Here is a 26,552-nt window from a genome sequence, read left to right as displayed (position 1 = left end):
GCCATCGCGGCATCATGCCGACTTATCGGCACAGGCTTGTTATGGGGCTAGGCTGGTTGTCTTACGTGAGCGTTGCGGCAATCCTGTTGTTCGCGGCGTCGGTGCAGGCCGATGAGGTGAAGGTAGCGGTGGCCGCTAATTTTAAGGGCACCCTTGAGCGGATCGGCGAGGCGTTCACCGCCAAGACCGGTCATCGGCTGGTTATCTCTGCTGCCGCCACTGGGGTGCTCTACACCCAGATCCGCCATGGCGCGCCGTTCGATCTCTTCCTCTCCGCCGATGTGGCGACGCCCGAGAAGCTGGAAAAAGAGGGCAAGGGGAGTGATCGCTTTACCTACGCCATTGGCCAGCTGGGGCTGTGGCAAAAGGGCGGTCCGGCCCCTGACGAAGCGACCCTGCGCAGCTGGCAGGGCAATCTTGCCATCGCCAATCCTCGCACCGCGCCTTATGGTGCTGCCGCCATGGCGACCCTTGCTCGCCTCAAAATTGATCCCACCCAGTACCGGCTGCTGACCGGTGCCAACATCGGCCAAACTTGGCAATTTGTCGAGACCGGTAATGCCGAGCTGGGCTTCGTTGCTTGGGCCAATCTGGTGGACGCGGGCAAGACCGGCGAAGCGTGGGCAGTGCCTGCAAGTTTTTATCCCCCCATCGAGCAGCAGGGGCTGATATTGAAACAAGGGGCTGCGGTGACGGCGCTGGTCGCCTGGCTCAAAGGGCCGGGGCAGGTGCAGATCAAGGCTGCAGGTTATGCGCTGGTGCCGTGATGGTCTGAACATCATTCAGCAGCTGCTTTCACCGCTGCTTTGGCCTGTGCTGACTGCACAGGGGTTATCGCTATTGAAGGCCATTGAGCGGAAGGGGGCGTGATGAGTGAAGGGGATCTGCTGGCAGTCTGGCTCACCTTGAAGTTGGCAGCCTGTACCACCGTTATCTTGCTGTTATTGGCACCGCCACTGGCGTGGTGGTTGTCGCGCAGCCAGAATCGGCTGCGGCCGCTGGTGGAGGCGCTGGTGGCGCTGCCGCTGGTGCTGCCCCCCACGGTGCTGGGGTTTTATCTGTTGCTGGCTTTCTCCCCCGAATATGGGGTGGGCGCTTGGTGGCGAGCTACCTTCGGCACACCGCTGGCGTTCAGCTTTACAGGTCTGCTGCTGGCTTCCCTCCTCTATTCACTGCCGTTTGTGGTGCAGCCGCTCACGTCTGCTTTCGTTAATATGGGCAATAAAGAGCTGGAGGCTGCCGCAACCCTCGGCTTTGGCCCGTTGGCGCGCTTTTTTCACATTATCTTACCGATGACCCTGCCCAGCTTTGTGATGGCGGCGGCCCTCGGCTTTGCCCACACCTTGGGAGAGTTTGGTGTGGTGCTGATGATAGGTGGCAATATTCCGGGCGAAACTCAGGTGCTCTCTATCGCCCTGTTTGATTATGTAGAGGCGATGGATTACCAGAACGCCCATATACTGGCAGGGGGGCTGATGGGCTGCTCGCTGGTGCTACTGCTGCTGGTTTACGGGGTGCTGCAGCGCAGACAGCACCGAGTGTTCGGATGAACCTTCCCGCTACTCACTCGCAGGGCCACGTTCTCTGCCTCCATGCTCGGCGCGAGTTTGGCCCCTTTACCCTCGATTGCGCACTGACCCTCGAACTGGGGGGCATTATCGGTCTGTTTGGTCCCTCCGGCTGCGGTAAGAGCACTCTGCTGCGCATCATCGCTGGGCTCGATCGCCAAGCAGGAGATCGCTTGCAGTGGGGCGGACGGGAGTGCGGCGCGCTGCTCCCCGAAGCGCGCCGGATTGGGCTGGTATTTCAGGATTCGCGGCTTTTTCCTCATCTGAGCGTGCTTGGCAATTTGCAACTGGCGGCCCGCAAGGGGCGGGGGTGCTGGCAGCCCGAGGCGCTGGCGGCGCGGCTCGGCTTTGTCGAGCTGTTGGGGCAACCGGCTCATGCCCTGTCTGGCGGCCAACGCCAGCGGGTGGCATTGGGGCGGGCGTTGCTGGCCGAGCCCGACCTGCTGCTACTCGATGAACCTTTTTCCGCGTTGGATCGGCGCAGTCGCATCCAGCAAGCCCATGTGCTCAAAGGATTGCAGCAGGAGAGCGGCATACCGATGGTGTTTGTCAGCCACGCCATGGAAGAGGTGAGCCTGCTCTGCGATCAGCTGGTGCTGTTGGCCGCTGGCCGGGTCGAAGCCCAAGGCAAGCCCAGTGAGCTGTTTGCTCGCCCCGACCTCTCCTTGGCTAGCCGTGACGATGCCGCGGTGATGTTGGATGCCACGTTGGCCCACTACGATGACGACGAACAGATGGCGACCCTACAGCTTGGCGACCAGCAGTTGCGAGTCACCATGACTCATGTACCGGATCAGGCAGGCCTTTTGCAGATCAAGGTGGCAGGGCGCGATGTGGTGATTGCGACTGCCCCCATCGAGCACTCTAGCTTGACTAACTGTTTAGTGACTCGCCTGCAGACCGAGCGCGAGGTACGCCCCGGTCAGACCCTGTTGCAGTTGGCGTTAGGGCAGCAGATACTGCTGGCGCGGATCACTAGTCGCTCAGCGAGGCGATTAGCGCTGGTGCCCGGCCAGCATATTTATGCCTATATCAAGGCCGTGAGCCTGGTCAGTGAAGGGTAAGCTGGCAGTATTGGTCGGCAGATAAAAAGATTCACGATAACGAGATAACAGGGGCTGGTCATAGCCTAAAGGACGACGAACGGATGCGCCGCAATCAGGTAATAAAATATAACGGGCTTGCTTTACGTTGTGCGGGTGAAGGCCCCTTGCTCGTGTTACTCCACGGTCTTGGCTCCTCCAGCCTCGATTGGCAGGCGCAAATAGAATATTTTTCCGAGCACTATCGCGTGGTGGCGCTGGACCTGCGTGGCCATGGTCAGAGCAGCCAAGAGGGGCCCTTCGATGTGGCCACCCTTGCGGCCGACGTGGTGCGCTGGCTCGACGAACAACCTGAATCCGCTTGGATCGTTGGGCTATCGCTGGGAGCCATGGTAGCACTGGAACTGGCGTTGCAACTGCCCCACAAGGTGCAAGGGTTGGTGCTGATCAACGGTGTCAGCGAGTTTTTGCTGGAGACCCCCAAAGAGCAGGAGCGTTACGCCCAGCGCCTCAAGTGGCTGCGCTGGTTCGGTATGCGGCCAATTGCTTGGTGGCTGGGGCGCGAGCTCTTTCCCGGTCCTGATCTGGTCAAGGTGCGCCACACTTTCCGGCTACGTTTTGTGCGTAATAAAAAGAAGGTGTATAAGGCGCTGTTGGAAGCACTGCCCGGTTGGTCGGTACGTGCGCGTTTGAGCGCTATACGGCAGCCGGTGGCGATTATCTCTACCAGCCACGATTACCTGCCACTGGCGAAACGGGTAGAGCAGTTTGCCTCTTTGCCTAATGCCACTATTCACACCCCAAACGGCCACCACGCTTGGCCTGCGGAAGATCCCTCTGGGTTTAATGATCTGTTAAGGCGGCTGCTTAACATGTTGGGATAGAAATATATTTTTGGCGTGAGAATTAATATTGCCGGATAGCTATTATTTACTTTTTTAATATTAGAAGGTGAGTTGATAAATATCAGGTTGATAATATTGCGTTGAACCATTAAATTGATATCATCAGTATTGCATTTATACGCGGTATATATTTTGTTAGAAAGCAATTTATATTTCATTAAACAATCTAATAAATAATATTATGGATAATAGAATGAAAAAAATATTCATGACAGCAGTCGTCACCATGGCATTAGCAGGTTGTGCCCAGCAAGGTTTTACCGTACATCCTGGTGTTGCAGCAGCGCCGACTAAAGAAGTGAGCCATCACTTTTTCATTTCTGGTTTAGGTCAGAGTAAAACAATTGATGCAGCTAGTGTCTGTAACGGGGCTGATAAAGTTGTGCGGGTAGAAGCTCAACATACTTTTGTTAATGGGCTGCTTGGCTTCGTCACGTTAGGAATTTATACCCCGCGCGAAGCTCGGGTTTATTGCGCAGGCTAATCTACGTAAATTAGATGCTATTAAAAAGCCGAACTTATCGTTCGGCTTTTTTGCTCTTATTGGTTTTCTGAGTGGCCACAGACAGTGCAGTCGGGGCGTTTGGGTAGCTTCATTTCACGGAAGGTGCCGCTTAGGCCGTCAATCATCAACAGGCGGCTGCTATAGCTCTTGCCCATGTCAGCTAACAGCTTGATCGCCTCCAGTGCCTGCAAGCTGCCCACCAGCCCGACGATGGGAGCCAGCACCCCCGCCTCGACACAGGTGAGGGCCTGCTCGCCAAACAGGGCGCTGAGGCAAGCGTAGCAGGGCTCATCTTGCTGCCAAGTGAAGCTGCACAGCTGCCCCTCCAGCCGGATGGCGGCGCCACTGACCAGCGGTATCCGGTGCTGGCGTGCCCGTTGATTCAGCAAGTTACGAATGGCCAGATTATCGGTGCAGTCGAGTACCAGCTGATGTTCCGGTAAAAGGGTATCGAGCAGCGCTTCATCGGCCATGGTGGCGTGTGTCGCGACCTCAAGCCAGGGGTTGAGGGCGCGCAGCGACTGGGCGGCAGAGTCCACCTTGTCGTGGCCGATCCGCCCATCGTTGTGCAGTACCTGACGTTGCAGGTTGGAGAGTTCCACTTTGTCAAAATCGACCAGGGTGAGCTGACCCACCCCCGCCACTGCCAGATACTGGCTGGCGGCGCAGCCAAGGCCACCGGCGCCGATCACCAGCACCTTGGCCTGCTTGAGCGCCTCCTGTCCCTCGAAATCGAAAGATTTGAGGATGATCTGACGGTTGTAACGCAGTAGTTCGGCATCGCTCAGGATTTCGCTCACAGCAGCAAGCCCCCGAATGGTTCCACGGTCACCGTCTCGCCTGCGGCAACGCGACCCTGTTCCCGCTCAAGGACGATGTAGCAGTTGGCGCGCGACAGGGAGCTGAACACCGCAGAGTCTTGTGAACCGGTGCTGCGTACTTCGAGACCGTTTGGTCCCTGACTCAGAATGCCGCGCTGGAAGTCGAGTCGGCCCGGGCTCTTTTTGAGTGGTTCGGCCGCAATGGCTTGCAGCTGGAGCGGGCGCTCGAACTGCTGACCCGCCAGTTTGGCCAGCGCCGGTTGCACCAGCTGATCGAAGGTGACCATGGCAGAGACGGGGTTGCCCGGCAGGCCGAAGAACCAAGCGCGGGGCAGACGACCAAAAGCAAACGGCTTGCCCGGCTTGATGGCGAGCTGCCAGAAACCGATCTCACCAAGCTCTTCCAACAGTTGTTTGGTGAAGTCCGCTTCCCCCACCGAGACACCGCCGGTGGTGATCAGCACATCGGCCTCTTGATCGGCACGGATAAAGGCGGCGCGCAGCTGAGCCGGATCGTCTGGGATAATGCCAAGATCGAGGCAGATGCAGCCCAAGCGTGCCAGCATAGCCCGCACGCCGTAGCGGTTGGAGTCATAGATGTCGCCGTGGGCGAGCGGGGTACCGACCGGTTTAAGCTCATCGCCAGTGCTAAAAATGGCCACTGTTAGCGGGCGGCGCACCGCGACGGTGGCTACGCCAAGAGATGCCAGCAGCGGCATCTCTCTTGGGGTGAGGCGAGTACCTGCGGTGAGTACGCAGGCACCCTGACCGATGTCGCTGCCAGCTTGACGAATATTCTGACCCTGCACCGGGGTTGCCAGAAAGGTGATTCGGTCACCGTCGGCCAGAGTCTCTTCCTGCATCACCACCGCATCGGTGCCTGCGGGGACGGGGGCGCCGGTCATGATCCGCACACAGTGGCCAGCAGGCCATTGGCCCTGATAGGGCTGACCGGCAAAGGCCTTGCCCGCCATGATGAGTGGGGTGCCGCTGGCGAGATCGGCAAGGCGCACAGCGTAACCATCCATGGCGGCGTTGTCGAACGGGGGGACGGCGAGGGGAGAGCTGATATCACTGGCAAGCACGCGGCCAAGGGCCTCTGGCAGCGGCAGTGGCTCGCTGTCGCAGCAACAGGCGAGCTGCGTTAGCATCGCGGCTAGGGCGTCGCGTAAGGGGAGTAGTCCACTGGTATCAAATCCCATCGTCATGGCCTCAGGTTGGATCTCAAAGGCAGGATTATCACAAAATTCCAGCCTGATGGGCAGGCAGAGACTCGGTAAATGTGGTGTATTGGCGATATAGTGTAGGGATGAGCGTAAGTTGACTTGAATCTTGGCTGCAATGACCGTTTACTATGCCGCCTGATCGTCAGGGCTGGCTCCGTCGGTAATCCTCGCATCGATCGGCAGGCGTGTGCGGTCATCTGGTATAGGATCTCCTGCACCACCGTGCGGCCGCGATAACGTGCATGGATGTGATCGGGCCCAGTGGTAGCGGCAGAGTTCTTTATGGTCCCTTTGCATGGGAGAGGTACGAATGACAACCTTAAGTCCGGAAGCCTTGCTGGTCAGGGCTGCCCTCGAAGCCCAGGGACTGGAAACCCCCCTGGTCACCAACGAGCTGAACAGCCAGCAGAAGCGGGAGAAGATCGAAGGCCATATGCGCTCCATCATGGAGACGCTGGGGCTGGATCTGACCGATGACAGTCTGGCCGAGACGCCGCATCGCATTGCCAAGATGTATGTCAATGAGATCTTCTCCGGCCTCGACTATTCCACCTTCCCCAAGGTGACGGTGATCGAGAATAAGATGCAGGTAGACGAGATGATCATGGTGCGGGACATCAGCCTCACCAGCACCTGTGAACACCACTTCGTTACCATCGACGGGCTGGCCCACGTGGCTTACATCCCTCGTGGCAAGGTGATCGGTCTGTCGAAAATCAACCGTATTGTGCAGTTCTTTGCCCGCCGTCCCCAGGTGCAGGAGCGGTTGACCCAGCAAATCTTACTGGCGCTGCAGACCCTGCTCGGCACCAAGGACGTGGCCATCAGCATCAAGGCGACCCATTACTGCGTCAAGGCGCGCGGGGTGATGGATTCGACCTCCTATACCACCACGACCTCCCTTGGTGGGGTCTTCAAAACCCAGCCAGATACCCGTGCTGAGTTTCTCGCTGGCCTCAAACGTTAATATTGCATCCGCGCGTCTAGGGTCATGATATGAAGTGACCCGTCCGACGCCTTTCTTTTTTACCCTAACTGTTATGGCCAGTATTTAGCTCATTTCACTGTCAACCCCACTCAAGAGAGTGGTGCTATGGTCGATACCCCTTGTGGCATTGGGTGTTTTGCTTGGTTGGTGGCAATAACAGATAACGCATCTTTTTCAGTCTCTTCCCCGCCAGATTGGATGACGGTCACGAAGTAAACGTGGCTGATTGGTGTCCGGATGGTCTTGGCTCCATCTGATACGTTTTTTCCTAGATAGACGCCATCATGAACCGCGCTGATATGGTGTAGACCAAAGCGCAATATTTACTTAGCATCTGGGATATATCTATGAATATCAGTAAGATGACCATCGGCAAGAAACTGACCGCAGGTTTTGCGGTATTAGGGCTAATGATGGCGTTTATCGGCGGTTTTTCACTGTTTGAATTTACTAATATGAACCGTGCTGCAATAGGTTTTACCGACAGTATTTTGCCTGCTGTTAACCGTACTAATGCGATCGGTGAAAGCCTTAGCCAGCTACGCCGCTATGAGCTGGATTTGTTTCTGGTGGCCTCTGATCCTCAAAAAACAGCGGAGTATCGCAATGCTAGCGTCAAAAAAGTCCAACAAATTACCCAACAACTTACGGAGCATGGCGCCACTATCTGGGGGGCGGATGAGAAAGAGCGGCGTACTTTTGAGGCGATCAAACAGCATTGGGATAAATATATGGCGTTGCACCAACAAGTGATCCAGATGCAAGAGCGGCAACAGATGGAGGCTGCTCTGGCACTGTCCTTGAACCAAGGATTGAACACCTATCATGAATTGGTGAGTGCTGTAGATGAGTTGATTCGGATCAACCAAGGCTATGCTACAGAATCACGTAACGTCGTGGTTGCCGCTTATGATTCAGCGAAGTGGAGTGTCATGTTTGCGATGGCGCTTGGGCTGGTGCTGGTTGTGGCGCTTTCCGTGATATTGACTCGGCAAATTCGGGATCCGCTCATTATGCTGGCTCGCCAAGCACAGCGTATTGCTGGTGGTGAGCTAGGGCGTGGTGAATTACAGATATGGATTCAAGATAAACGCTTCAATCGTGATGAGTTGGGGTTGCTTGGGTCAGCCATTAATCAAATGCAAACTGCGCTGGCAGATTTGGTGAGTGAGATCATTAGCTCGGTGAGCCAACTCAGCGGTGCGGTGAAGGAAGTTGGTAGTATCTCTGAGCAGTCTGCCAATGGGATGGCGATTCAGCAGGGTGAGATGTCGCAGGTTGCGACCGCAATGAATCAGATGCAATCGACCTTAAGTGAAGTGGCACGTAACACCACCGATGCGATGAGTGCCGCCAAAGATGCCTCTCGCACATCTGGTGATGGCCATTTGGTCGTGCGAAACGCGATCACCAGCATTGAGCAGGTTTCTGAGAAAATTGAGCAGGCGGGTAACGTGGTTCAGCAACTGCAGGCCGATAGTACCAATATCAGTGTGGTACTCGATGTGATCAGGGATATTGCGGGCCAGACCAACCTGCTGGCGCTTAATGCCGCTATCGAGGCCGCCCGTGCTGGCGAGCAAGGGCGTGGTTTTGCGGTGGTCGCAGATGAAGTGCGATCATTAGCTCAGCGTACTCAAGATTCAACCGCAGAGATCAGCAAGATGATTGAGCTATTGCAAAGCCGAGCATCAGAGGCTAGTCATGCGATGCAGTCGAGCCGTCAGCAAATGCAAGAAAGTGTTGGCTTGGCGCGGGATGCGGGAACCAGTATCAATACCATTAATGGTGCCGTAGTGCGGATCACGGATATGAATACCTTGATTGCTACCGCTACCGAAGAGCAGAGCGCTGTTACCGAAGAGTTGAGCCGCAGCATTGTTAATATTCATAATACGGCAGACGAAAATACTCATGGTGCTCGCCAGATAGCTCAGGCTTGCAACGAGTTGAGCAAATTAGCTGGCACGTAGGATAAGATGACGCAGCGCTTTACCTTGTAGCCAAGCTCACCTCACTCGGTTCAGCTCGTGTGATTACCCGCTTTGATGCGCCCGAGACGATACAGTTAAGGGCGCTTTTCATTGGTTTATTGTGCCGATCATTGTAGCCACATGATGAACGGTGGGGGCGCCCCCATTCGATTAGGTGAGCGCACTATCCCAGTCGTGAGGTGCGAGATAACACTCCTGCACAAATTCGATAAAACAACGTACCTTTGCGGAAACAAAGCGGCGATGTGGGTACACCGCGTACAGTCCAATCTCTCCCTTATCCCATTCAGGCAATAACCTCACCAGCCGACCATCGCGCAGGGCATCACCCACGATAAAGGTGGGCTGCCAAATGATTCCCTGGCCATCGCAGGCCGCTTTCGTGAGTGCCACCCCGTTATTGGCGCGTAGCGGTCCCTGTGGGCGGATGTTGCATTGCTCATCACCTCGCCAAAAGTGCCAATCTGGGTGGGTCAGGGAGTAGACCAAACAGTCATGATGTTTGAGATCTTCGGGTGTTGCTGGGGTTCCTTTGAGTGCTAGGTATTCCGGGCTGGCACAAAGTTCAATACGAATCGTTGCCAGTTGCCGTGCCACTAACGAGGAGTCATTGAGGTGACCGATACGCAGCGCCAGATCAAACCCTTCCTCCACCAGTGCGACTCGCCGATCGCTGTATTCAATATCGAGTTTGAGGTCGGGAAAACGTTCACGAAATAGTGGCAACATAGGGGAGAGATGGAGATACCCAAAATCCATGGGGACCGATAATTTGAGGGTGCCATTAGGTTGTTGATTATGATGGGTCAGCTGGCTGTGGGTCTCTTCCAATTCTGCCAGTAGGGCTAAAGATCGTTGGTAGTAAAACTGGCCAGCTTCGGTCGGATTCACTTGGCGGGTGGTGCGTGATAATAAGCGGGTGGATAGCGACTCTTCCAGTTGTTGCATCAGTTTTGAGGTCATGGCAACCGAGATACCGAGCTGCTGAGCTGCTTTGGTAAAACTTTGGTGTTCCACCACCTTAATAAAAGTACGCATGGCGGCAATTTGGTCCATTTTACACTCTTGGTTAATAATTAATTTATTAAATAGTTGATTATATATTTTAGTAGGGAGGTTAGCATTTTGAATACTTGTGTAAACCTCAAAATGAAGGAATAAACGGATGAAAATGACTAAGGCTCTGCTGGCTTCCTGCCTGTTTATGGCGACCCCGCTAATGGCTGCTGATTACAATGTCGATGCGGCTCACACCACTGTTCAGTTCAAAGTGGGTCACCTTGGTTTCTCTGAACTGGTAGGCCGTTTCAACACCTTCAGCGGTACTTTTAGCATGGATGATGCTAATCCAACGGCAGCGAAAGCCAGTTTTGAAGTGGACGCAGCTAGTGTGGACTCTAACCACGAAGCCCGTGACAAACACCTGCGCAGCCCAGATTTCCTAGATGTGAAACAGTATCCAAAAATGACCTTCACCAGCTCCGCTTATGAAGGCAGCAAAGACAAAGGGGTACTCAAAGGTACATTGACCCTGCATGGCGTTAGCAAAGAAGTCGCGTTTGATTTGGTCAAAATTGGTGAAGGTAAAGATCCTTGGGGTGGTTACCGTAGTGGGTTCAATGCAACCACTACTATCAAGCGCAGCGATTTTGGCGTGAACTACATGCTGCCTGGTATTCCAGACCAGATGCAGATCAATTTGTTTGTCGAAGGTGTGCGTAAGTAATGGGCGCAGCACTCTTGCTACAAACACTGGCGGCTCCTTTAGGGGCCGCTTTGTTGTCATGGCGTTGGCCGCGCTTGGCTTACCTATGGGGGGCGCTAGCAATATGGCTGGTTGCTGCGTTGCTTGGCGGTTTCTATGTTATGCCGACCAAGGCGTGGCAGTGGCTGCCGTTAACCCTGTTAGTACCTGTTATTGCGTTGCTAGCAACGGATCAGCGTAGTGCATTGCTGCTATTCGCGGTTGGAGGCGGCGTTACCTGGTGGTTAGGGTTAGCCACCGTATTGGCGAGCGAACCTCTGATCTGGTTGGCATTGTTGCCTGCCATCATCTGGTTTACTTGGTGTGAACGGCGCACCGATAGTCCTGAGGGGTTAGGTTTTGCCCTTGGTTTTATTTGGTTGGCGATGGTGATAGGCATTGATGGCAGCTTGTTGATTGCTCAACTGGCGGGTGCATTGGCGGCTTTTGCTGGTTTTCGCGCACTGTTAGCCCAGTTTGCTAAGGTGCAGGTTGCGCCTGCCGTTCTTGGCCTTGCGCTTGCGTTTATGCAGATGCTGGCTTGGCAATATGTAGAGGTGCCGTTAGTGGTGCTGTTGCCGGTCTGGTTATTACCAATAGGTGAGTGGGTATTACGGCATAAGCCTTGGCTGGCTCGTTGGGCTGTGCTTACTGTCCTCGCCGGCATTGGGGCTGGGATCAGTTTGTGGTGGGTTTGGCCTGAAGCCTCGTTATATTGATTTTTTTATATAAAAAACAATATGTTAAATACTGCATGATAGCTCATAGTCTTAACAGATAATGATTGAGCCACTTATGTGTTTCAGATAAAAGCTCTTCTCATGTATCTGGACACACAAAACCCGGTATAACCGGGTTTTGTTTGCCTGCTTTGCGGTAAATTAAGGAGGCTAGGATTGCGCTATCAAGGATCTGGAAATCTATTTTTTCGTCATTTTACTGCACAGGGACCCATAGAAAACCTCAGTATTTTATTGGTCACACATCTGCTCCCTGACCGGCCTGATTTTATCGAGGCACTTGCTCGCATTGGTCGTATTGCGGCCATTTTGCCTAAGCCAAAATCAGTGCATGGCCCAACCTTAGAACAGGTGGTTCAACGCTACCCTGTGCTGCCGCTTGATCGGCAATGGACCAATGACCCCAGTACGCTTATCGAGCGGATCGCCCCGCTGGTTGCATCCAATGAACGCCTGATCATATTGGACATAGGCGGCTATTTTGCGAAAACCCAAGCCGCTTTACATGAGTATTTTGGTCCCCGTTTTCTGGGGGTGGTGGAAATGACCGAAAATGGCCACCAGCGTTATGAAAAGGAGTCCTTATCCGCGCCAGTCTTGTCAGTGGCGCGCAGCCCACTTAAGCAAGTGGAGGATATTCAGATAGGGCTAAGTGTGGTCTATTCTACCGAGGCGCTTGCTCGTTCCCTTAATCGAACATTCAATGTCTGTGACGCAGTCTTATTTGGTTATGGCAAGGTGGGCCGCAGCATTGCTCGTGATTTACGTTGTCGTAATCTGCGTCTGTCATTGGTTGAGACCGATGAACTGCGTCAGCTTGAAGCCTTATCTCACGGATTTAGATTGACCACTAAGGCGGAGGCGCTGCGTCATGCGGAGTTATTGGTCTGTTCCACGGGCAATGGTTCGCTAGATGCGGCTGACTTACAACAGTTACGCCCTGGGGCAATGGTGGTCTCTGTAACCTCAGCGGATGACGAATTTACCTTCTCGCTGACGGAGCTAGCGTGGCGAGTGGATGAGGTCTGTCCTCACGTATTTGCACTCTATCGCCCTGATGGCACTCAGATATATCTGCTTAACCGAGGCGAGGCCGTTAACTTTGTCCATGGTGCTGTCATCGGCGAGTATGTCTACTTGGTATTGGCTGAGATCATGGAAGGCGTGCGGATGCTGGCAACCGGCACACTTGCCCCTTGTTTACATGAGCTACCAGAAGCGGCAATGCGTCACATCGCTTGTCACTGGCTGGCTGATTTTCACGGAGTACATCAATGAAAGAAGCGACAGCGTTGCGTGATAAACCCAGGATCGAGATCCGTTACTGTACGATGTGCCGCTGGATGTTACGTGCAGCGTGGTTAGCCCAAGAACTGCTGTCGACCTTCGATCATGAACTCGGTGAGGTTGCGTTGGTGCCTGCGAGTCAGGGGGAGTTTCGTATTTTGGTGAATGGGGTTCAGGTGTGGGATCGGGTGAGTGACCACGGTTTCCCTGAGGCGAAAGAGATCAAGCAGCGAGTGCGAGACCTGATTGCCCCTGAGCGAGATCTGGGCCATATCGATCGTCACGCGGCGTCGTCATCGCCGTTGTAATGATGACGCAAGGTGACGAAAGGGAGGCATAAGCCTCCCTTCGGCTATTGGCGATGGCCAATCTTATGAGGCAGGTCGCCAGCTTGCCGTCACTTTCACCAACTCGATCAGCGTGGTGACCGCTTTTTCCATCGATTGGACGGGGATGAACTCGTGCTTGCCGTGAAAGTTGTGGCCACCGGTGAAGAGATTAGGACAGGGCAGCCCCATAAAAGAGAGACGAGCGCCATCGGTGCCACCCCGAATGGGCTTGATCTTTGGCACCACGTCGGCGGCTTCCATAGCGGCCTTGGCCAGCTCGACGATATGCATGTGCGGCTCAATCTGGCTGCGCATGTTGCGATAGCTGTCGGTCAGGGTCAGCTCGATGCGAGCTTTCGGATACTCGGCCTGCATCGCGGCGACCCGCTGCGCCAGCTCAGCCTTGCGTGCGCTGAAACCTTGGTCGGCAAAATCGCGGATGAGATAGTGCAAGGTGCTCTCCTCCACGCTGCCATTGCTCTGAGTCAGATGGAAGAAGCCTTGGTCGCCTTCGGTCGCTTCTGGGGTCTCGGTGGTGGGCATGGCGGCGTGAAAGCGAGCCGCCAAGGTCTGGCTGTTGATCAGGCTGCCTTTGGCGGTACCGGGGTGGACGTTGTTGCCAACAAAGCGGATGGTGGCACTGGCGCCGTTGAAGTTCTCATATTCGAGTTCGCCGATCTCGCCGCCATCGACGGTATAGGCCCACTGAGCGGGGAAGCGCGCAAGGGGGAAGCGATCCGCGCCTCGGCCGATCTCCTCATCGGGGGTAAAGCCGATCCAGAGATCGCCACGGGGGATTGCCGGATCGGCCTGCAGATAGGCGACGGCGGTCAGGATTTCGGCAATCCCCGCTTTATCATCGGCGCCCAGCAGGGTCGTACCATCCGTGGTAATCAGATCCTGCCCAAGATAGTTTTTTAAGACGCGATAATCGCGGATCGCGAGCACCTCATCCCCTTTACCCAAGCAGATGTCGCCGCCTTGATAGCGCTCTATCAGCTGGGGCACCACCTGCTCTGCGTCGTAGTCGGCGGTGTCTAGGTGAGCTATCAGGCCAATGGCGGGGGCCTCTGGCTGGTTCCCCGGTAGACAGCCTGTTAAGTAGCCGTGATCATCTAAGGTGACCTCAATAAGTCCCAGCTGGATCATCTCCTCCCTCAGTGCACGCGCAAAAATCCGCTGCCCCTCACTACTGGGGCAGGTGTGGCTAGTCGCATCGGAGCGAGTATGAAAAGTCACATAACGTAAGAAACGCTCAAGTACGGTATCCATGGATTAGCCTCCAACAGTGAGCGTTTATTGTGGCTAAGCGTGGCGCCGCCCGCTTTGCGACAGCGCAGGTTTTGTTCAGGTTTTACCCGTTGCCTAGCATCCGTTGGCGGCACGCTAGCAGCGCCTACTTGGCCGTGTTAGTGGTGGCTGAAGCCACGGGGTGACCGTGCCCGATTTCCCCTCCGCCAGCAAGGTGATACGCGGGCGTGACGGCGATAGAACAAGGTGATTTTTGCTGCGATTTTTTATTGTCATCACCCATATTAAGTGTGTAAACTCCGCGCCGATCCGAGGGATGTACTGGGCAAAACGAGTCTGCCAGACATCCGCTGATTATCCGCCTATAGGGCGAGGCACGCAGAAACGACTGACACTGCTGGGGCATGGTTTCTTTAATACCGGTTAGGCTCCGGTATCAGGGAGAACAACAGGCACGCACTTGCCAACTGACCGAATGAGCTCACGGCTCATCATCTCCCCCTTGTCATGGGCGGTCATTGGTAGTGATGAGTCTGTCGTGGTTGTCGTCTATTCACACGCATGCGTGTTGGTGCCTTCGCCGCTCTTCCTTGTTACCTCCCCTGTCATCGTGATCGCTGCCGAGTGATGAGCAAACCGCGTGGCTGATGTGGTTTGTCATCAAAGTACCGCGGCGCCGCTTGCGCGCACCGCATACCGTTGAGCTTGATGTAAAGCCACCAGCCCCACATCAAGACTCGTTACTTCCCAAAATCCACCAGGCAGCCTTGGCTTGCCGTAATGTGCAAAGAGAGTGCTATGGCCTGTTTGCGGCGTGTATCACGCTCCAGCATGATGGCCAGCTTCCCGTTGCAATTGATGGTCTGGATGTGATTGAGGGTAACGAAGGCGGCCACTGGCCGCTCATTTGCGAGGCATAGCCCATGACTAACTGGTCCAGCAAAGACTCTTTGAAGGTCTACAACGTTCCCTATTGGGGGGCGGGTTTTTTCAATATCAATGATGCCGGTCATGTGACCGTCGCCCCTGACAAATCGCGCCCTGATGGCCAGATAGTGCTTTCGGATGCTATCGAGCAATTGCGTGATGCCGGGCTGACCACACCGGTGCTGCTGCGCTTTCCTGACATCCTTAAAAGCCGAGTCGATGCGCTGTTCAACGCATTTGGTCAAGCCATTGAGAAATCAGGCTATCAAGGGGATTATCTGTGTGTTTACCCGATCAAGGTAAACCAACAGCGCCGCGTCATTGAGACCATCAGCCAATCCTACAGCGACAAGCCTAGGCTTGGTCTGGAAGCAGGTTCTAAGCCTGAATTGCTGGCCGTGTTATCCCATCACCATAGCCAAGGCTCGGTGATCGTCTGCAACGGTTACAAGGATCGTGAATATATTCGCCACGCCTTGCTCGGCAACCTGATGGGCCACAAGGTTTACATCGTGGTGGAGAAACCCTCTGAGCTAGAAATGGTGCTTGATGAAGCCGCTCGCCTGAACATCACCCCCAACATTGGGGTGCGGGCCAGATTGGCATCGACAGGCTCAGGTATGTGGCAATCAAGCGGCGGTGCCATGTCCAAATTCGGCCTGTCTGCCTCGCAAATTTTGGCGCTCACTGAGCGTCTGCGCAGCCTCGGTAAACTCGACTGCCTACAGCTGCTGCATTTTCATCTCGGCTCCCAGATCGCCAACATCCGTGATATTCAGGGCGGCATTCGCGAGTGTGGCCGTTTCTACGCCGAGCTGCGTCGCCTCGGTGCCAACATCGAGGTGGTGGACGTGGGTGGCGGTTTAGGGGTCGACTACGAGGGGACGCGTTCCCAGAGTCACTGCTCGGCCAACTACAGTCTGTCTGAATACGCCAATAACGTGGTGTGGGGGATTGGCGATGTCTGCCGCGAGTTCGATCTGCCCCATCCCACTATTATCAGCGAGTCGGGCCGCGCCCTGACGGCGCACCATGCCGTGCTGGTCACCAATATCATTGGTGCCGAAGGGGTGGAGATGAACGACATCAGCGCACCGGACGATGATGCCCCCACTATTTTGCAAAACATGTGGAAAGGGTGGCTGGACCTGCGCAGTGAAGACCCCTCCTTGCTGGAGATCTTCCACGACTCGGTGGCCGACTTGGGGGATGTTAACACCCAGTACACCATGGGCCTGCTCAATCTTGAACAGCGCGCGTGGGCCGAGCGGTTGCACCAGAACACCTGCTTAACACTCAAGCAGCTGCTTAATCCGGTCAACCGCAATCACCGCGCGCTGGCCGATGAGCTCTCCGAAAAGTTAGCCGACAAGTGTTTTGCCAACTTCTCATTGTTTCAGTCGCTGCCGGATGCCTGGGGTATTGGCCAAGTATTCCCAGTGATGCCACTTTCAGGGCTTGAGCGCCCACTCACTCGCCGTGGCATCTTGATGGATATCACGTGTGATTCTGATGGTCAGGTGGAGCACTACGTCGATGGGTTAGGGGTCGAGAGCACTCTGCCAATGCCGGAATATGGCGAGGATGAAGTCTGTTATGTCGGCTTCTTCTTGGTGGGGGCATATCAGGAGATTTTGGGCGATCTGCACAACTTGTTCGGCGATACCCACTGTGCAGAGGTGTGGCTCGATGAAGAGGGCAAGATGGACCTTCGCAACGTAGTGCGCGGTGATACCGTCGATCAACTGCTGCGTTACGTCAACATCGATCCCTCCGTTATCCGTGAGAATTACCAGCGTATTGCCGCCCATCCGGCACTGGATGATGAGACGCGCAAAGCCCTGCTCGACGAGCTTGAACTGGGCTTACAAGGCTATGCCTATTTAGAAGATGAGTAAGCGCTGATGGCGCATCGCTAAGGTGAACAATAAAAGGGAGGCAAATGCCTCCCTTTTATTATGCCGCAGGGTGGTCAGCGGCTTAGTCGGTCAGACAATCGGGATCAAACACATACTCTCCTGCTAGCCAGCGCACGATTTCAGCGACACAAGGTTGGTCCCGAAACGGCAGGTAGCGGGTGGTGAGGGCACTGATTTGCTCTGGGGTGAGCTGGGCTAGTCCTAGATCTTGGAACAGTGGTAAATCAGCTTCGATCATGGCGGCGATTTGTGGGCCACAAGTGGCATGGAGTGCAGTGTGGCGCGCTTTGTCAGGATCATACTGTTTGCCGAGCCGATAACTCATTGGCAAGGTGGCCAATGGTAGGGCTGACAAGGCTGCTTGTTTCATCGGGTTGACCGCATGGCCAGAGACCCACTGCGCCAGCTCGGCGGGGCGATGCTCAAACGCGCGCAGATGCAGATAGTTGCTCGCCTTGCTGCCATCGTTGACGGGGTAGTTGTCCCACAAGAAAGGTTGGCGGCCAAGCAGCGTGGTCACTTGTTCAAGGTGCGGGACCGGATACTCATTGGAACAGACCTTGGGGCCGGTCCAGAATATCTCGATACGGCGATCCAGCTGTTGGCCCAGATCCTGTAAATAGTGGTGCGGCATGGCGCCAAACACTTTCTCCAGTACAGGGTCTGTTGAGTAGTAGCTGGGGCAGAAAATCAGGCGCTTGGCTTTGCTATGGGCCGCAATGTCATGGGCAATGGTGAGCTGCTGATAAGCCAAATCGGGGGTATCCCCTTTCATGTCATCAAACAGCACCGCCAAAATATCGGGCTGCAGGGCATCATCAATCAAGCGTACCTTGGCCAACAGAGCAGGGCGTTGCCGTTGATAGTCATGGTGGGCCCCCATCGGGCTTAGGCCAACCCCGAACGCGAGGCCGTGGGCACGGCACTGCTGAGCCAGCTGAGCAAGGTCGGCAAGTTGCTGTTCAGGCCAAGGCTCGGCCCAGTGTTTGCGCAGGTAGCCATCCTCTTTGGGGGCGTAAATATAGAAGCCATAGCCATGCCGAGGCAGCCATTGGGCATAACTCGCGCGGGCTTGCCAGCTCCAGCCTTTGCCAAAAAATCCCTCGATCACCCCCAAATTGGCCGTAGGAGGCAGGTTGCCAGAGAGCAGATGTTGATATGGCATAGTGTTCCCTTCTGACTGGAAAATCCGGCTTAGACCGGGTCCTCTTCCTGAAAACGCACCCCGATCTTGAGGGGATGGCTCTCATCCATCTCGGCGACAGTCCAAATTAGGCCCTGCCATTCGATATAGTCACCGACTACCAGATTATCGCCCAAGCTCGCGGCAATGAAATCGCCGAGGCTCTGTTGTGCCAGATCACTCACCTCTAACCCGTAGAGAGGGGCAAGATCCTGGAGTTGGGCTTGGGCGTCGAGTAAGAAGTCCCCAAAGAAGCGCGGCCCTAAATCTTGCTCGGGGGCCTGACTAAACAGCTGGCCGAGGGCGGTTAAGTCTCGTTCATGACCAATGACGCACAGAATGTCGTCGGCCTGCAAACAGGTACTGCCGGAGGGGTGAAGCAGCTCTTGGCCACGAAACAGGGCGCAGATACGGGTGCCTAATGGCATTTTTAGCTCCCGCAAGGGAGAGCCAATGCACCATTTTTCGGCGCCGAGCTGGTAGATGAAGGTCTCCCACTGGCTATCAAGATCGATCTCAAGGCCAGAGCGATTAATCGGCGAGGGGGGCGCGGGCACTTCAACCCGAGCCAGCCGCGACGCCAGCGGCAGGGAGCTGCCCTGCAGGATCAACGAGACCAGCACCACGAAGAACGCCACATTAAAGTAGAGCTGGGCATTGGGTAGCCCCGCCATCATGGGAAAGACCGCCAAAATGATAGGCACGGCGCCACGCAGCCCGACCCAAGAGATGAACCAGCGCTCGCGCGGGGCAAAGTGTTTAAAGGGCAGCAAGCCCACCCAGACCGACACCGGCCGCGCAAACAGGATCATCCACATCGCCAATGCCAAGGCGGGCAGGGCGATGGGCAGCAACTTATGGGGCGATGCCAATAGTCCCAAGACCAGAAACATCCCAATTTGGCTGAGCCAGGTCAGGCCATCGAGCACGGATAAGGTGGTGCTGCGGCTGCGCAGTGCCAAGTTACCTAACAGCAAGCCGGTGAGGTAGATAGCCAAGATACCGCTACCGCCGATGGCGGTGGTGATGGCGAAGATCAGCAGGCCACCGCTGACGGTTAGCAAGGGATAGAGGCCGGGGGCCAGCTTGGCGGTATTGATCAAACGCCACAGCAGCCAGCCTCCGCCCAGCCCAATGCCTGCGCCCATGCCAAATTGCTGGATCAGCTGGAGCAGCAGAAAGCGGGCGTCTAATCCCTGCTGAGCGGTGGCCAGTACCTCAATCAGGGTAACCGTCAGAAAGACCGCCATCGGATCATTACTGCCCGATTCAATTTCCAACGTGGCATTGACCCGTTCGTTGAGGCTGCGGCCTGCCAGTAAGGAGAACACGGCGGCGGCATCGGTAGAGCCGACGATGGCACCGATTAACATGCCCTGTAGCCAGCTGAGATCAAACAGCCAAGCGGCGGCTAATCCAGTGAGGGTGGTGGTGATAGCGACCCCGACCGTCGCTAGGGAGAGTGCTGGCCACAGCGCGACCCGAAACGAGGAGACGCGAGTGCGCATCCCACCATCGAGCAAGATGATGGCCAAGGCGAGGTTACCCACCAGATAGGCGACGGAGTAGTCAGCAAAATGAATGCCCCCGAGCCCATCTTCACCCGCCAGCATACCGACGGCGAGGAAGATCACCAGAATGGGGATTCCAAGACGAGACGAGAGCGCACTTAACATCACACTGGCTCCCACCAACAAGGCACCGATTAACAGCAAGTGATTGATGGTGATGGCATCCAATGGTGAGCTCCTTCTGTGTACATGCAAAGTAGGCACATTATATGCATTCGAGTCGGCCTCGTGTGGCTTTTTTGTGCATTAATGGGCATTTTTTTACATTTTTTAACCCTTCAACTAACCCCTCTTGGTTTACGTCCTAGCCTGTTTGGTCGCCATCCATTGTGCTGCCGTGAGTAAGTGATGCGGCCCGCTTTGCTGGGGCTGCGTTTGGCGATCATCAGGACTAATTTCTCGTTTTCATTACCCGTTGTGGCTATTTATTTATCACTTATAGTGCAATGACTCATTTGGTGATAATATTGCTTTTATCATTAATTGTGTTTTTTTATTTTTAGTTTTTAATTTTTTGCCATTTTATATTCTGCTGGAGAGGGGATGATCAGGTTTAGGCGGTTGTGGTGGGTATTGAGTTTTTTGATGTTGATGTCCCTGTTATTGGTTAGCCTGTTTGAGTGGGGACCACGCCGCCAGTTGGCGATCGTGCCCAATCCGCAGTGGGCGATCCAGACCATGGATGATCGGGCGGTAGCAGGCGCGTCTGAAGCAACCTTGGGGCCTGATGGGGTGGAAATGCAGTGCACCCTACGAGAGGGGGCCCGTTGGCCGTTTTGTGAGCTGATGATCGTGCTGGCCTCCCCCGAACAGGGGGTGGACCTATCCGACTACGATAGCATGATCCTGCAGCTACGAAGCGAAGGGCCCAGTGATGCACCTTGGCGCATCTATTTACGCAACTATGATCCTGCGTACTCACGGCTAGAGGATCCAGTCTCCCACAAAGTGAACGCTATTTTATTTGACTCGACCCAATATCCGGGGCGGGTTGAGGTGCCGCTTACCCTATTTACCCCAACCACGTGGTGGTTAACGGATTATCAGATCCCTTTAATGCAGCAGGGGCGAGATCTCAGCCGGGTGTTTGCCATCGAACTGGCGACCGGCTCTAATGCGCTCCCGGGCCATTATCGGCTTAAGCTCGAAGAGCTGACGTTTCAGGGGCCGTGGCTGTCCCCTTCGCTGTTCTACCGTGCGCTGTTTATGGTGTGGAGTATTACCATCATCATGCTGTTGTTAATGGACTATGCAGGGATGCGGCGGCGCTTGCAGAAAGCCAGTCACAATGCTCATTTGGCCATGCTGCGTAACCAAAACCTAGAGCAGGAGTATCGGATGGCGGCGGATCAGGTGCGCCACGATCCCCTGACCGGTGCCCTGAGTCGCAGTGAAGGCGAGGCGTTGTTAGCCCAGCACTCCGGTGAGATGATCGTGATCTTCATCGACATTGATCACTTTAAACAGATCAATGATGGTTACGGCCATCCGGTGGGTGATGAGGTGATCAAGTGCTTGGTTAGCGAGCTGTTATTACACCTCGGCCAAGAGGTATCTCTGTGTCGCTGGGGCGGCGAAGAGTTCGTGCTGCTGGTGCCTGAGCGTCCATTATCATGGGGAGAAACGCTAGCAGAGCATTTGCGCAAAGTGCTGGCCGAAGGTCGTGGTTGGCCCCAAGATCTGCGGGTCAGTGCCTCCTTTGGGGTCGCGGCCCGCCGTCGACAAGAGCCGTTACCCCAGACGCTCGCGCGGGCAGATGACGCGCTGTATCAGGCTAAACGGGACGGGCGTAATCGGGTGGTGGTCGCGCACTGAGTCGGCCTGAGATGAGATGGTGGGCGATGGCAGGGCGTCACGCCGCCCCTTGGCAGAGGACCTGTCAGTGGGTGGCGCAACCGAGCTCAATCTTCCTCGTCATCTTTGACCGTTCGGACCTTGTCGCGGTATTTCGGTAACTGCTTCTCTAGCTGCTTCATGTCTTTGATGGCATTAAGAAACAGCCCGAGTAAGAAGAGCAGAGGTAAGCCAATCCATAACCAGAGGTTCATCTCGGTGTCCTTGTGTCTGCGGGGGGAACGACATAACGCGCCAGAATCTCTTCAAGGTGGGCGATAATAGTTTGTTTTCCTTCAATATCAGAATTTTGTAGGCAATGTGCTAACGCGGCAGGGGCAAGGTGCTGGGCATGTGCCACCGGCGCAAAGCTCAGATGCCACGGCTCGTAGGCGACCCCGCTGGCAGCGGTGGCGGGGTAGGGTAAAAAAAAGCCAAATTGCGCCATGTGCTGGCTGAGCCACTGGCTCATGTCGGCAAACCAGCCCCCGGTTTGATACTCCCATGGTTCCAGCTGTAATGTGCGGTTGGCAGGCAGCAGGTCGGGATCGTAAATATCGAGATCGCTGCCCCAATGGTGGCGGCTGGTGCCAGGCAGGGCACTCCAACGCAAGATCGCCTGCACTCGCTCCCATTCGTTCAGTTGGAATGGGTCGATCGGCTGGCTGTTGGCATCCAGCAGCACCCGCTCCCCCCGCCATTTACCATTCCAAATAGCCAGTTGACGTTCGAAACTGCGCCAACTTGAAGCCGGTTGCAGATTAAAGCCTGCGTGCTGGGCAGCTTGCTGCATCGCCGTGAAGGCGGCAAGGGTGGCAGCCGTGAGCCGATGGGGGCCATCTCCTAACTGCACGAGGTGGCTATCATCGAGCCCCATTAACTGATCTTGTGTCACTGTCATTCCCCCCTCCCGCCGACCTGATGACCGGCCTGAGCCCGCAGACTCAGGCATCGGCCATCATGCTAATAGCTGCTCCAGCACCCCTTGATACATCTGTGCCAGTAGATCCAGATCATCGGCTTTGACACACTCATTGACCTTATGAATGGTGGCATTGACCGGCCCCAGTTCGATCACCTCAGCCCCTGTTGGGGCGATAAAGCGGCCGTCCGAGGTGCCGCCGGTGGTGAGCAAAGCCGGTTGTTGGCCATTAACCGCCGTGACGGCGGCGACGGTGGCGGCCAATAGTTGACCGGTATCGGTCAGGAAAGGTTGACCTGACAGGGTCCATTTAAGCTGATAGTCCAGACCGTGACGGTCGAGCAGGGCTTCCACCCGCTGGCGGATGAGCTGATCGGTCAACTCGGTACTGAAGCGGAAGTTAAATTGGACCTGCAACTCCCCCGGGATCACGTTAGATGCGCCCGCCCCACCTTGGATATTGGCGATCTGGAAACTGGTGGGCGGGAAGTAGGCGTTACCTTGATCCCACTCGGTGGCGGCCAGTTCGGCCAGTGCGGGGGCCGCTTTGTGGATCGGGTTATCTGCGAGGTGGGGGTAAGCCACGTGCCCTTGTACCCCACGGATCAGCAGATCACCGGTGATAGAGCCACGTCGGCCATTTTTTACAACGTCGCCCACGATCTCGGTGGAGGAGGGTTCGCCGACGATACACCAAGTGATCTTTTCTTGGCGTGCTTCCAACGTCTCGATAACCCGCACCGTACCATTAATAAAGGGGCCCTCTTCATCCGAGGTGATCAGAAAGGCAATCGAGCCCTGATGATCTGGATGAACGGCGATAAAGCGCTCTGTGGCGACCACCATGGCGGCGAGCGAGCCTTTCATGTCCGCCGCGCCACGGCCATAGAGAATGCCATCTTGGATGGTCGGCTCAAACGGCGGGGTGTGCCATTTATCTAACGGGCCCGCAGGCACAACGTCGGTGTGGCCGGCAAAGCAAAATAGGGGGCCCGTTGTGCCACGGCGTGCCCACAAGTTGGTGGTATCGGCAAAAATCATCGGCTCAATGACGAAGCCAAGCCGAGCAAGACGCTCACTCATTAGGGTTTGGCACCCTTCATCGAGTGGGGTGACCGAAGGGCGGCGGATCAGCTCCTTGGCCAGGGTGATGACATCAGACATCAGTTTTCCTTAACGAGAGAACAGAGAGTGGTAATGGTCTGCTTTGAACCCTAGGGTCAGCTCACCATCACGATCGAGTAATGGTCGTTTGATCATGGCAGGGTATGCCAAGAGCAGGGCCCGGGCGCGTGCCAGATCTAATCCTTGTTTGGCCGCCTCTGGCAGGGCGCGAAACGTGGTGCCACGGCTGTTAAGCAGGGCCTCCCAACCGAGTTGTTCGAGCCAGCTATCGAGCTGCTCAGGCGCCAGCCCGTCGGTGCGATGGTCATGGAAGCGGTAATCGATCCCTGCCTCGTCTAGCCATTTACGTGCTTTCTTCATGGTATCGCAGTTTTTAGGGGAAATGCCGTAGAGCACAACTTTGCATTCGGTCTTGTTTTCCATGGGGTTCACCGTGGTTCCGTTCGATGGGCCATAGCATACAGGCGATCATTATGCAGGGAAATGTGGCTACCTTGGGCTGGTTTTTCTGCATTGTGGTTGTGTCGGCAAAAATAACCTTGATTGTATCGACTCGTTCGAAATACCCGTCACTTGCTGGAGATCACAGACCAGCTACACGGCAAAGGGGTAACATTACAGATCCAGAATCTGGGCATCGATACGGCAACGCCAACGGGCAAGCTGATGTTGACCATGATCGGGGCCATCGCCACGTTCGAGCGGGAAATCATGCTAGAGCGTCAGGCGGAAGGGATTGCCTTGGCGAAGGCCAAAGGGGTCTATAAGGGAAGAAAGCCATCGGCTAGGGAAAAAGGGCCTCAAATTATGTCTCTTCTCGCCCAAGGTAAGTCCAAAAGTTCTATCTCTTCGCTGTTAGGAGTCAGTCTATCAAGTATCCATCGTGTGGTTCGACAAGCTAGGATATAACCAGACTTTATTAACAAAAATGTAGATTATGGGGTTGATTTTGGCTCCCTATATCACCAGATCATACCCTCTCATTATGGCTTTCACTTTGGGGAATACGATGGCAACAACAATCTATGCGATGTACAACAACAAAGGCGGCGTTGGTAAAACAACACTTGGATTTAACTTGGCCGCTGAGTATGCAGCTCGTCATCCCAATACCCAAGTGTTAGTGATCGACTTATGCCCGCAGGCAAACATTTCTCAATATCTGTTAGGTGGAGGAGATCGGGGATACGAGCGAAATCAGAACTTACAATCGAGAAGAACACGTAGAAATGTTGTGGGTTTTTTAGACTGGCTGTTAGAGGGAAACTCGGGCTTTACCCGTATACCTCAGTCATTCCAGACTCGGGTGCATGACCACAACGACATCATTTCGGAAAACTTGTTTTTGATCGCGGGCGATTCCTTCCTTGAATCTCTGGCACTTTCTTTGAACTATGCCGTGATCAACCCTGCAAATAGACAAGCTTGGCAGCAGTATATGACAGCATTTCGTCGTCTATGCGCTCTTGAAAAACAAGCTAACTACGATGACTTAGTGGTCTTCATTGATTGCAACCCGAGCTTTTCTATTTACACCCAAATGGCTCTCGTTTCCGCCGATAAGTTGATCATCCCTATGATGGCTGATTACTCATCTTTGGAAGGACTAAAGGGAATAATGACCCTTTTATATGCTCATTACCCTACAGCAGCAGCACAAACTTATGCTGAAAAGTTTGTCACTTTTCACTCTAAGGTTGCTGAGAATGGACTCCCTCTTCCTACTATGGATCGCTTTATTTTTAACAACTACACCACGAATAATGGTGTTGCAACTGCCTATGATGCGATCAAATCTGCCTTATGTGACTTTGCGTATGAACAATACGTGAATTATCCAGATCTGTTCAGTGTACCTCCCATGCCTGTTAACAATGTCAGGGAATGGAAAGAATGCTTCTTGTCTGAAGTGAAAGATTTCCATACCTCAGGAAAAGTCTCTGCAACACTGGGAATCCCGCTGTTAAACCTAACTGCACAGACATATTACAACATGCCAAATGGTGAAGAGGTGCAAGTCGTCAGAGCCCGTTACGAGGAAGCTCGTGAACACATTGATGAGTTAGTCAACTGGTTCTGATCTTACAACGTACCACACAGATTTACTGACAAGGGGCCTAGCCCCTTTTTTATGACTTTTCCATCAATAGCAGCTCGTAGTTTTTGATGCCATAGAGAACGGTTGCCATGATGACTCCTTATTAGCCGACGTACCTGCATCAAGGGGGCTAGCCCCACCGTTGACATAGGTGATCAAGAGGGGGGTGATTCTGTCATTGTGACAATCTCAAGGCAACGGCCAAGGCAGGGTCATCATCGGCACGATCGGCGCTTGATAGCCGCAGCGCATTACCGATAGATGAGGCGTTGTTTATGCACCTGTTCGCCACTGGCGTGACCTGCTGGCAAGTGGTTGGCCACTGACGGATTCAGTCTCGTGGCGTTATTGTCGGCATTTTCACTAAAACCCACAATTTATCAATCGCTTATATCCCACTCACTAAGTAGGACTTTTCCGATTCTGCCCCCTTATCTGCTAAGTGAGATCGCGGTGACTGTTTTGTCGGCATCAGCTTGGCTACAATCGGCCCCAAATTATGCAGTCCCCCTTTACACGGATTAATTCTCAAGGAGTGTCTATGGCCAATCAAACCGGCTTGCAGTTTACCGT

26 protein-coding genes are annotated in these 26,552 nt (G+C 54.7%); 15 read left to right on the top strand and 11 right to left on the bottom strand.

Annotation, left to right across the window (positions count from 1 at the left end; translation table 11 throughout):
• Window positions 1–41 precede the first annotated feature (41 nt).
• The 5 genes from modA (at window position 42) to CUC53_RS05605 (ending at window position 4,000) form a co-directional block, all read left to right on the top strand.
• Window positions 42–767 (top strand): molybdate ABC transporter substrate-binding protein, encoded by a 726-nt coding sequence (gene modA, locus CUC53_RS05625; RefSeq protein WP_100293269.1) that lies wholly within the window; start codon window positions 42–44, stop codon window positions 765–767.
• 102 nt (window positions 768–869) lie between these two features.
• On the top strand, window positions 870–1,550 hold the full coding sequence (gene modB, locus CUC53_RS05620) for a molybdate ABC transporter permease subunit (RefSeq protein WP_100293241.1): 681 nt from the start codon (window positions 870–872) through the stop codon (window positions 1,548–1,550).
• Window positions 1,547–2,632 carry a molybdenum ABC transporter ATP-binding protein gene (gene modC, locus CUC53_RS05615; RefSeq protein ID WP_100293240.1) on the top strand — a complete coding sequence of 362 codons (1,086 nt, stop codon included), beginning with the start codon at window positions 1,547–1,549 and terminating at the stop codon, window positions 2,630–2,632. The genes modB and modC overlap by 4 nt, the downstream gene beginning before the upstream one ends.
• A gap of 83 nt (window positions 2,633–2,715) precedes the next feature.
• Window positions 2,716–3,495: an alpha/beta fold hydrolase gene (locus tag CUC53_RS05610; protein ID WP_167386691.1), complete on the top strand. Its 780-nt coding sequence runs from the start codon at window positions 2,716–2,718 to the stop codon at window positions 3,493–3,495.
• A gap of 214 nt (window positions 3,496–3,709) precedes the next feature.
• Complete coding sequence (locus CUC53_RS05605) at window positions 3,710–4,000, top strand: Bor family protein (RefSeq protein ID WP_100293239.1); 291 nt, start codon at window positions 3,710–3,712, stop codon at window positions 3,998–4,000.
• A gap of 56 nt (window positions 4,001–4,056) precedes the next feature.
• On the opposite strand, the gene moeB is transcribed toward CUC53_RS05605, so the two are convergent.
• Together moeB and moeA are read right to left on the bottom strand one after the other, a co-directional pair.
• On the bottom strand, window positions 4,057–4,821 hold the full coding sequence (gene moeB / locus CUC53_RS05600; protein WP_100293238.1) for a molybdopterin-synthase adenylyltransferase MoeB: 765 nt from the start codon (window positions 4,819–4,821) through the stop codon (window positions 4,057–4,059).
• On the bottom strand, window positions 4,818–6,044 hold the full coding sequence (gene moeA, locus CUC53_RS05595) for a molybdopterin molybdotransferase MoeA (protein ID WP_100293237.1): 1,227 nt from the start codon (window positions 6,042–6,044) through the stop codon (window positions 4,818–4,820). Before moeA ends, moeB begins: the two co-directional genes overlap by 4 nt.
• 334 nt (window positions 6,045–6,378) lie before the next feature.
• Between moeA and folE the strand changes: the two genes are divergently transcribed.
• Window positions 6,379–7,035 carry a GTP cyclohydrolase I FolE gene (gene folE, locus CUC53_RS05590; protein WP_100293236.1) on the top strand — a complete coding sequence of 219 codons (657 nt, stop codon included), beginning with the start codon at window positions 6,379–6,381 and terminating at the stop codon, window positions 7,033–7,035.
• A gap of 368 nt (window positions 7,036–7,403) precedes the next feature.
• Complete coding sequence (locus CUC53_RS05585; RefSeq protein ID WP_100293235.1) at window positions 7,404–9,029, top strand: methyl-accepting chemotaxis protein; 1,626 nt, start codon at window positions 7,404–7,406, stop codon at window positions 9,027–9,029.
• Window positions 9,030–9,200: 171 nt separating this feature from the next.
• Here the strand turns inward: CUC53_RS05585 and CUC53_RS05580 are convergent, their stop codons facing one another.
• A complete protein-coding gene (locus tag CUC53_RS05580; RefSeq protein ID WP_100293234.1) occupies window positions 9,201–10,106 on the bottom strand; it encodes a LysR family transcriptional regulator in 906 nt (301 codons plus the stop codon).
• Window positions 10,107–10,215: 109 nt separating this feature from the next.
• Between CUC53_RS05580 and CUC53_RS05575 the strand changes: the two genes are divergently transcribed.
• The 4 genes from CUC53_RS05575 to CUC53_RS05560 all read left to right on the top strand — a co-directional run bounded on the left by CUC53_RS05575 (window position 10,216) and on the right by CUC53_RS05560 (window position 13,129).
• Complete coding sequence (locus CUC53_RS05575) at window positions 10,216–10,776, top strand: YceI family protein (RefSeq protein WP_100293233.1); 561 nt, start codon at window positions 10,216–10,218, stop codon at window positions 10,774–10,776.
• A complete protein-coding gene (locus CUC53_RS05570) occupies window positions 10,776–11,513 on the top strand; it encodes a hypothetical protein (protein WP_100293232.1) in 738 nt (245 codons plus the stop codon). Before CUC53_RS05575 ends, CUC53_RS05570 begins: the two co-directional genes overlap by 1 nt.
• A 177-nt stretch (window positions 11,514–11,690) precedes the next feature.
• Window positions 11,691–12,812 (top strand): adenosylhomocysteinase, encoded by a 1,122-nt coding sequence (locus CUC53_RS05565; RefSeq protein ID WP_100293231.1) that lies wholly within the window; start codon window positions 11,691–11,693, stop codon window positions 12,810–12,812.
• Entirely contained in the window at window positions 12,809–13,129 is a 321-nt protein-coding gene (locus CUC53_RS05560) for an Rdx family protein (RefSeq protein ID WP_100293230.1), read from the top strand. The genes CUC53_RS05565 and CUC53_RS05560 overlap by 4 nt, the downstream gene beginning before the upstream one ends.
• A 63-nt stretch (window positions 13,130–13,192) precedes the next feature.
• On the opposite strand, the gene pepT is transcribed toward CUC53_RS05560, so the two are convergent.
• Window positions 13,193–14,422, bottom strand: coding sequence for a peptidase T (pepT, locus tag CUC53_RS05555; protein WP_100293229.1), 1,230 nt, complete (start codon window positions 14,420–14,422; stop codon window positions 13,193–13,195).
• A gap of 719 nt (window positions 14,423–15,141) precedes the next feature.
• Window positions 15,142–15,297, bottom strand: coding sequence for a hypothetical protein (locus CUC53_RS18810; RefSeq protein ID WP_157798203.1), 156 nt, complete (start codon window positions 15,295–15,297; stop codon window positions 15,142–15,144).
• Between the two features lie 27 nt (window positions 15,298–15,324).
• On the opposite strand from CUC53_RS18810, the gene speA reads away from it, so the two are divergent.
• Window positions 15,325–17,226: a biosynthetic arginine decarboxylase gene (gene speA, locus CUC53_RS05550; protein ID WP_100293228.1), complete on the top strand. Its 1,902-nt coding sequence runs from the start codon at window positions 15,325–15,327 to the stop codon at window positions 17,224–17,226.
• A gap of 82 nt (window positions 17,227–17,308) precedes the next feature.
• On the opposite strand, the gene CUC53_RS05545 is transcribed toward speA, so the two are convergent.
• Together CUC53_RS05545 and CUC53_RS05540 are read right to left on the bottom strand one after the other, a co-directional pair.
• Entirely contained in the window at window positions 17,309–18,412 is a 1,104-nt protein-coding gene (locus CUC53_RS05545; protein ID WP_100293227.1) for a beta-N-acetylglucosaminidase domain-containing protein, read from the bottom strand.
• A gap of 29 nt (window positions 18,413–18,441) precedes the next feature.
• On the bottom strand, window positions 18,442–20,169 hold the full coding sequence (locus CUC53_RS05540) for a potassium/proton antiporter (protein WP_100293226.1): 1,728 nt from the start codon (window positions 20,167–20,169) through the stop codon (window positions 18,442–18,444).
• Window positions 20,170–20,586: 417 nt separating this feature from the next.
• Here CUC53_RS05540 and CUC53_RS05535 point away from each other — a divergent pair, with 417 nt between their 5' ends.
• Complete coding sequence (locus CUC53_RS05535; protein ID WP_236757877.1) at window positions 20,587–21,816, top strand: GGDEF domain-containing protein; 1,230 nt, start codon at window positions 20,587–20,589, stop codon at window positions 21,814–21,816.
• A gap of 86 nt (window positions 21,817–21,902) precedes the next feature.
• On the opposite strand, the gene CUC53_RS05530 is transcribed toward CUC53_RS05535, so the two are convergent.
• From CUC53_RS05530 to CUC53_RS05515, 4 genes are all read right to left on the bottom strand, one after another.
• Window positions 21,903–22,049, bottom strand: coding sequence for a hypothetical protein (locus CUC53_RS05530; protein ID WP_100293225.1), 147 nt, complete (start codon window positions 22,047–22,049; stop codon window positions 21,903–21,905).
• Window positions 22,046–22,729, bottom strand: a complete 684-nt coding sequence (locus CUC53_RS05525) for a M15 family metallopeptidase (RefSeq protein WP_100293266.1) — start codon at window positions 22,727–22,729, stop codon at window positions 22,046–22,048. Before CUC53_RS05525 ends, CUC53_RS05530 begins: the two co-directional genes overlap by 4 nt.
• 63 nt (window positions 22,730–22,792) lie before the next feature.
• Window positions 22,793–23,920, bottom strand: a complete 1,128-nt coding sequence (gene dapE, locus CUC53_RS05520) for a succinyl-diaminopimelate desuccinylase (protein WP_100293224.1) — start codon at window positions 23,918–23,920, stop codon at window positions 22,793–22,795.
• Between the two features lie 9 nt (window positions 23,921–23,929).
• Window positions 23,930–24,304 carry an ArsC family reductase gene (locus CUC53_RS05515; protein ID WP_100293223.1) on the bottom strand — a complete coding sequence of 125 codons (375 nt, stop codon included), beginning with the start codon at window positions 24,302–24,304 and terminating at the stop codon, window positions 23,930–23,932.
• 120 nt (window positions 24,305–24,424) lie between these two features.
• Between CUC53_RS05515 and CUC53_RS05510 the strand changes: the two genes are divergently transcribed.
• Together CUC53_RS05510 and CUC53_RS05505 are read left to right on the top strand one after the other, a co-directional pair.
• Window positions 24,425–24,790: a recombinase family protein gene (locus tag CUC53_RS05510; RefSeq protein WP_236757876.1), complete on the top strand. Its 366-nt coding sequence runs from the start codon at window positions 24,425–24,427 to the stop codon at window positions 24,788–24,790.
• Window positions 24,791–24,890: 100 nt separating this feature from the next.
• Entirely contained in the window at window positions 24,891–25,961 is a 1,071-nt protein-coding gene (locus CUC53_RS05505) for a ParA family protein (protein WP_100293265.1), read from the top strand.
• The last annotated feature ends 591 nt before the right edge of the window (window positions 25,962–26,552 follow it).

Origin of the sequence: Aeromonas cavernicola (genome assembly GCF_002795305.1) — a bacterium.
Taxonomy (GTDB): domain Bacteria; phylum Pseudomonadota; class Gammaproteobacteria; order Enterobacterales; family Aeromonadaceae; genus Aeromonas; species Aeromonas cavernicola.
This window is presented reverse-complemented; position numbering and strand designations above follow the sequence as displayed.

Excerpts from the sequence above, each read along its gene's own strand:
- modA (WP_100293269.1), top strand. The coding sequence starts at position 42 with ATGGGGCTAGGCTGGTTGTCTTACGTGAGCGTTGCGGCAATCCTGTTG.
- modB (WP_100293241.1), top strand. The coding sequence starts at position 870 with ATGAGTGAAGGGGATCTGCTGGCAGTCTGGCTCACCTTGAAGTTGGCA.
- modC (WP_100293240.1), top strand. The coding sequence starts at position 1,547 with ATGAACCTTCCCGCTACTCACTCGCAGGGCCACGTTCTCTGCCTCCAT.
- CUC53_RS05610 (WP_167386691.1), top strand. The coding sequence starts at position 2,716 with ATGCGCCGCAATCAGGTAATAAAATATAACGGGCTTGCTTTACGTTGT.
- CUC53_RS05605 (WP_100293239.1), top strand. The coding sequence starts at position 3,710 with ATGAAAAAAATATTCATGACAGCAGTCGTCACCATGGCATTAGCAGGT.
- moeA (WP_100293237.1), bottom strand. The coding sequence starts at position 6,044 with ATGGGATTTGATACCAGTGGACTACTCCCCTTACGCGACGCCCTAGCC.
- folE (WP_100293236.1), top strand. The coding sequence starts at position 6,379 with ATGACAACCTTAAGTCCGGAAGCCTTGCTGGTCAGGGCTGCCCTCGAA.
- CUC53_RS05585 (WP_100293235.1), top strand. The coding sequence starts at position 7,404 with ATGAATATCAGTAAGATGACCATCGGCAAGAAACTGACCGCAGGTTTT.
- CUC53_RS05580 (WP_100293234.1), bottom strand. The coding sequence starts at position 10,106 with ATGGACCAAATTGCCGCCATGCGTACTTTTATTAAGGTGGTGGAACAC.
- CUC53_RS05575 (WP_100293233.1), top strand. The coding sequence starts at position 10,216 with ATGAAAATGACTAAGGCTCTGCTGGCTTCCTGCCTGTTTATGGCGACC.
- CUC53_RS05570 (WP_100293232.1), top strand. The coding sequence starts at position 10,776 with ATGGGCGCAGCACTCTTGCTACAAACACTGGCGGCTCCTTTAGGGGCC.
- CUC53_RS05560 (WP_100293230.1), top strand. The coding sequence starts at position 12,809 with ATGAAAGAAGCGACAGCGTTGCGTGATAAACCCAGGATCGAGATCCGT.
- pepT (WP_100293229.1), bottom strand. The coding sequence starts at position 14,422 with ATGGATACCGTACTTGAGCGTTTCTTACGTTATGTGACTTTTCATACT.
- speA (WP_100293228.1), top strand. The coding sequence starts at position 15,325 with ATGACTAACTGGTCCAGCAAAGACTCTTTGAAGGTCTACAACGTTCCC.
- CUC53_RS05545 (WP_100293227.1), bottom strand. The coding sequence starts at position 18,412 with ATGCCATATCAACATCTGCTCTCTGGCAACCTGCCTCCTACGGCCAAT.
- CUC53_RS05535 (WP_236757877.1), top strand. The coding sequence starts at position 20,587 with ATGTTGATGTCCCTGTTATTGGTTAGCCTGTTTGAGTGGGGACCACGC.
- CUC53_RS05530 (WP_100293225.1), bottom strand. The coding sequence starts at position 22,049 with ATGAACCTCTGGTTATGGATTGGCTTACCTCTGCTCTTCTTACTCGGG.
- dapE (WP_100293224.1), bottom strand. The coding sequence starts at position 23,920 with ATGTCTGATGTCATCACCCTGGCCAAGGAGCTGATCCGCCGCCCTTCG.
- CUC53_RS05515 (WP_100293223.1), bottom strand. The coding sequence starts at position 24,304 with ATGGAAAACAAGACCGAATGCAAAGTTGTGCTCTACGGCATTTCCCCT.
- CUC53_RS05505 (WP_100293265.1), top strand. The coding sequence starts at position 24,891 with ATGGCAACAACAATCTATGCGATGTACAACAACAAAGGCGGCGTTGGT.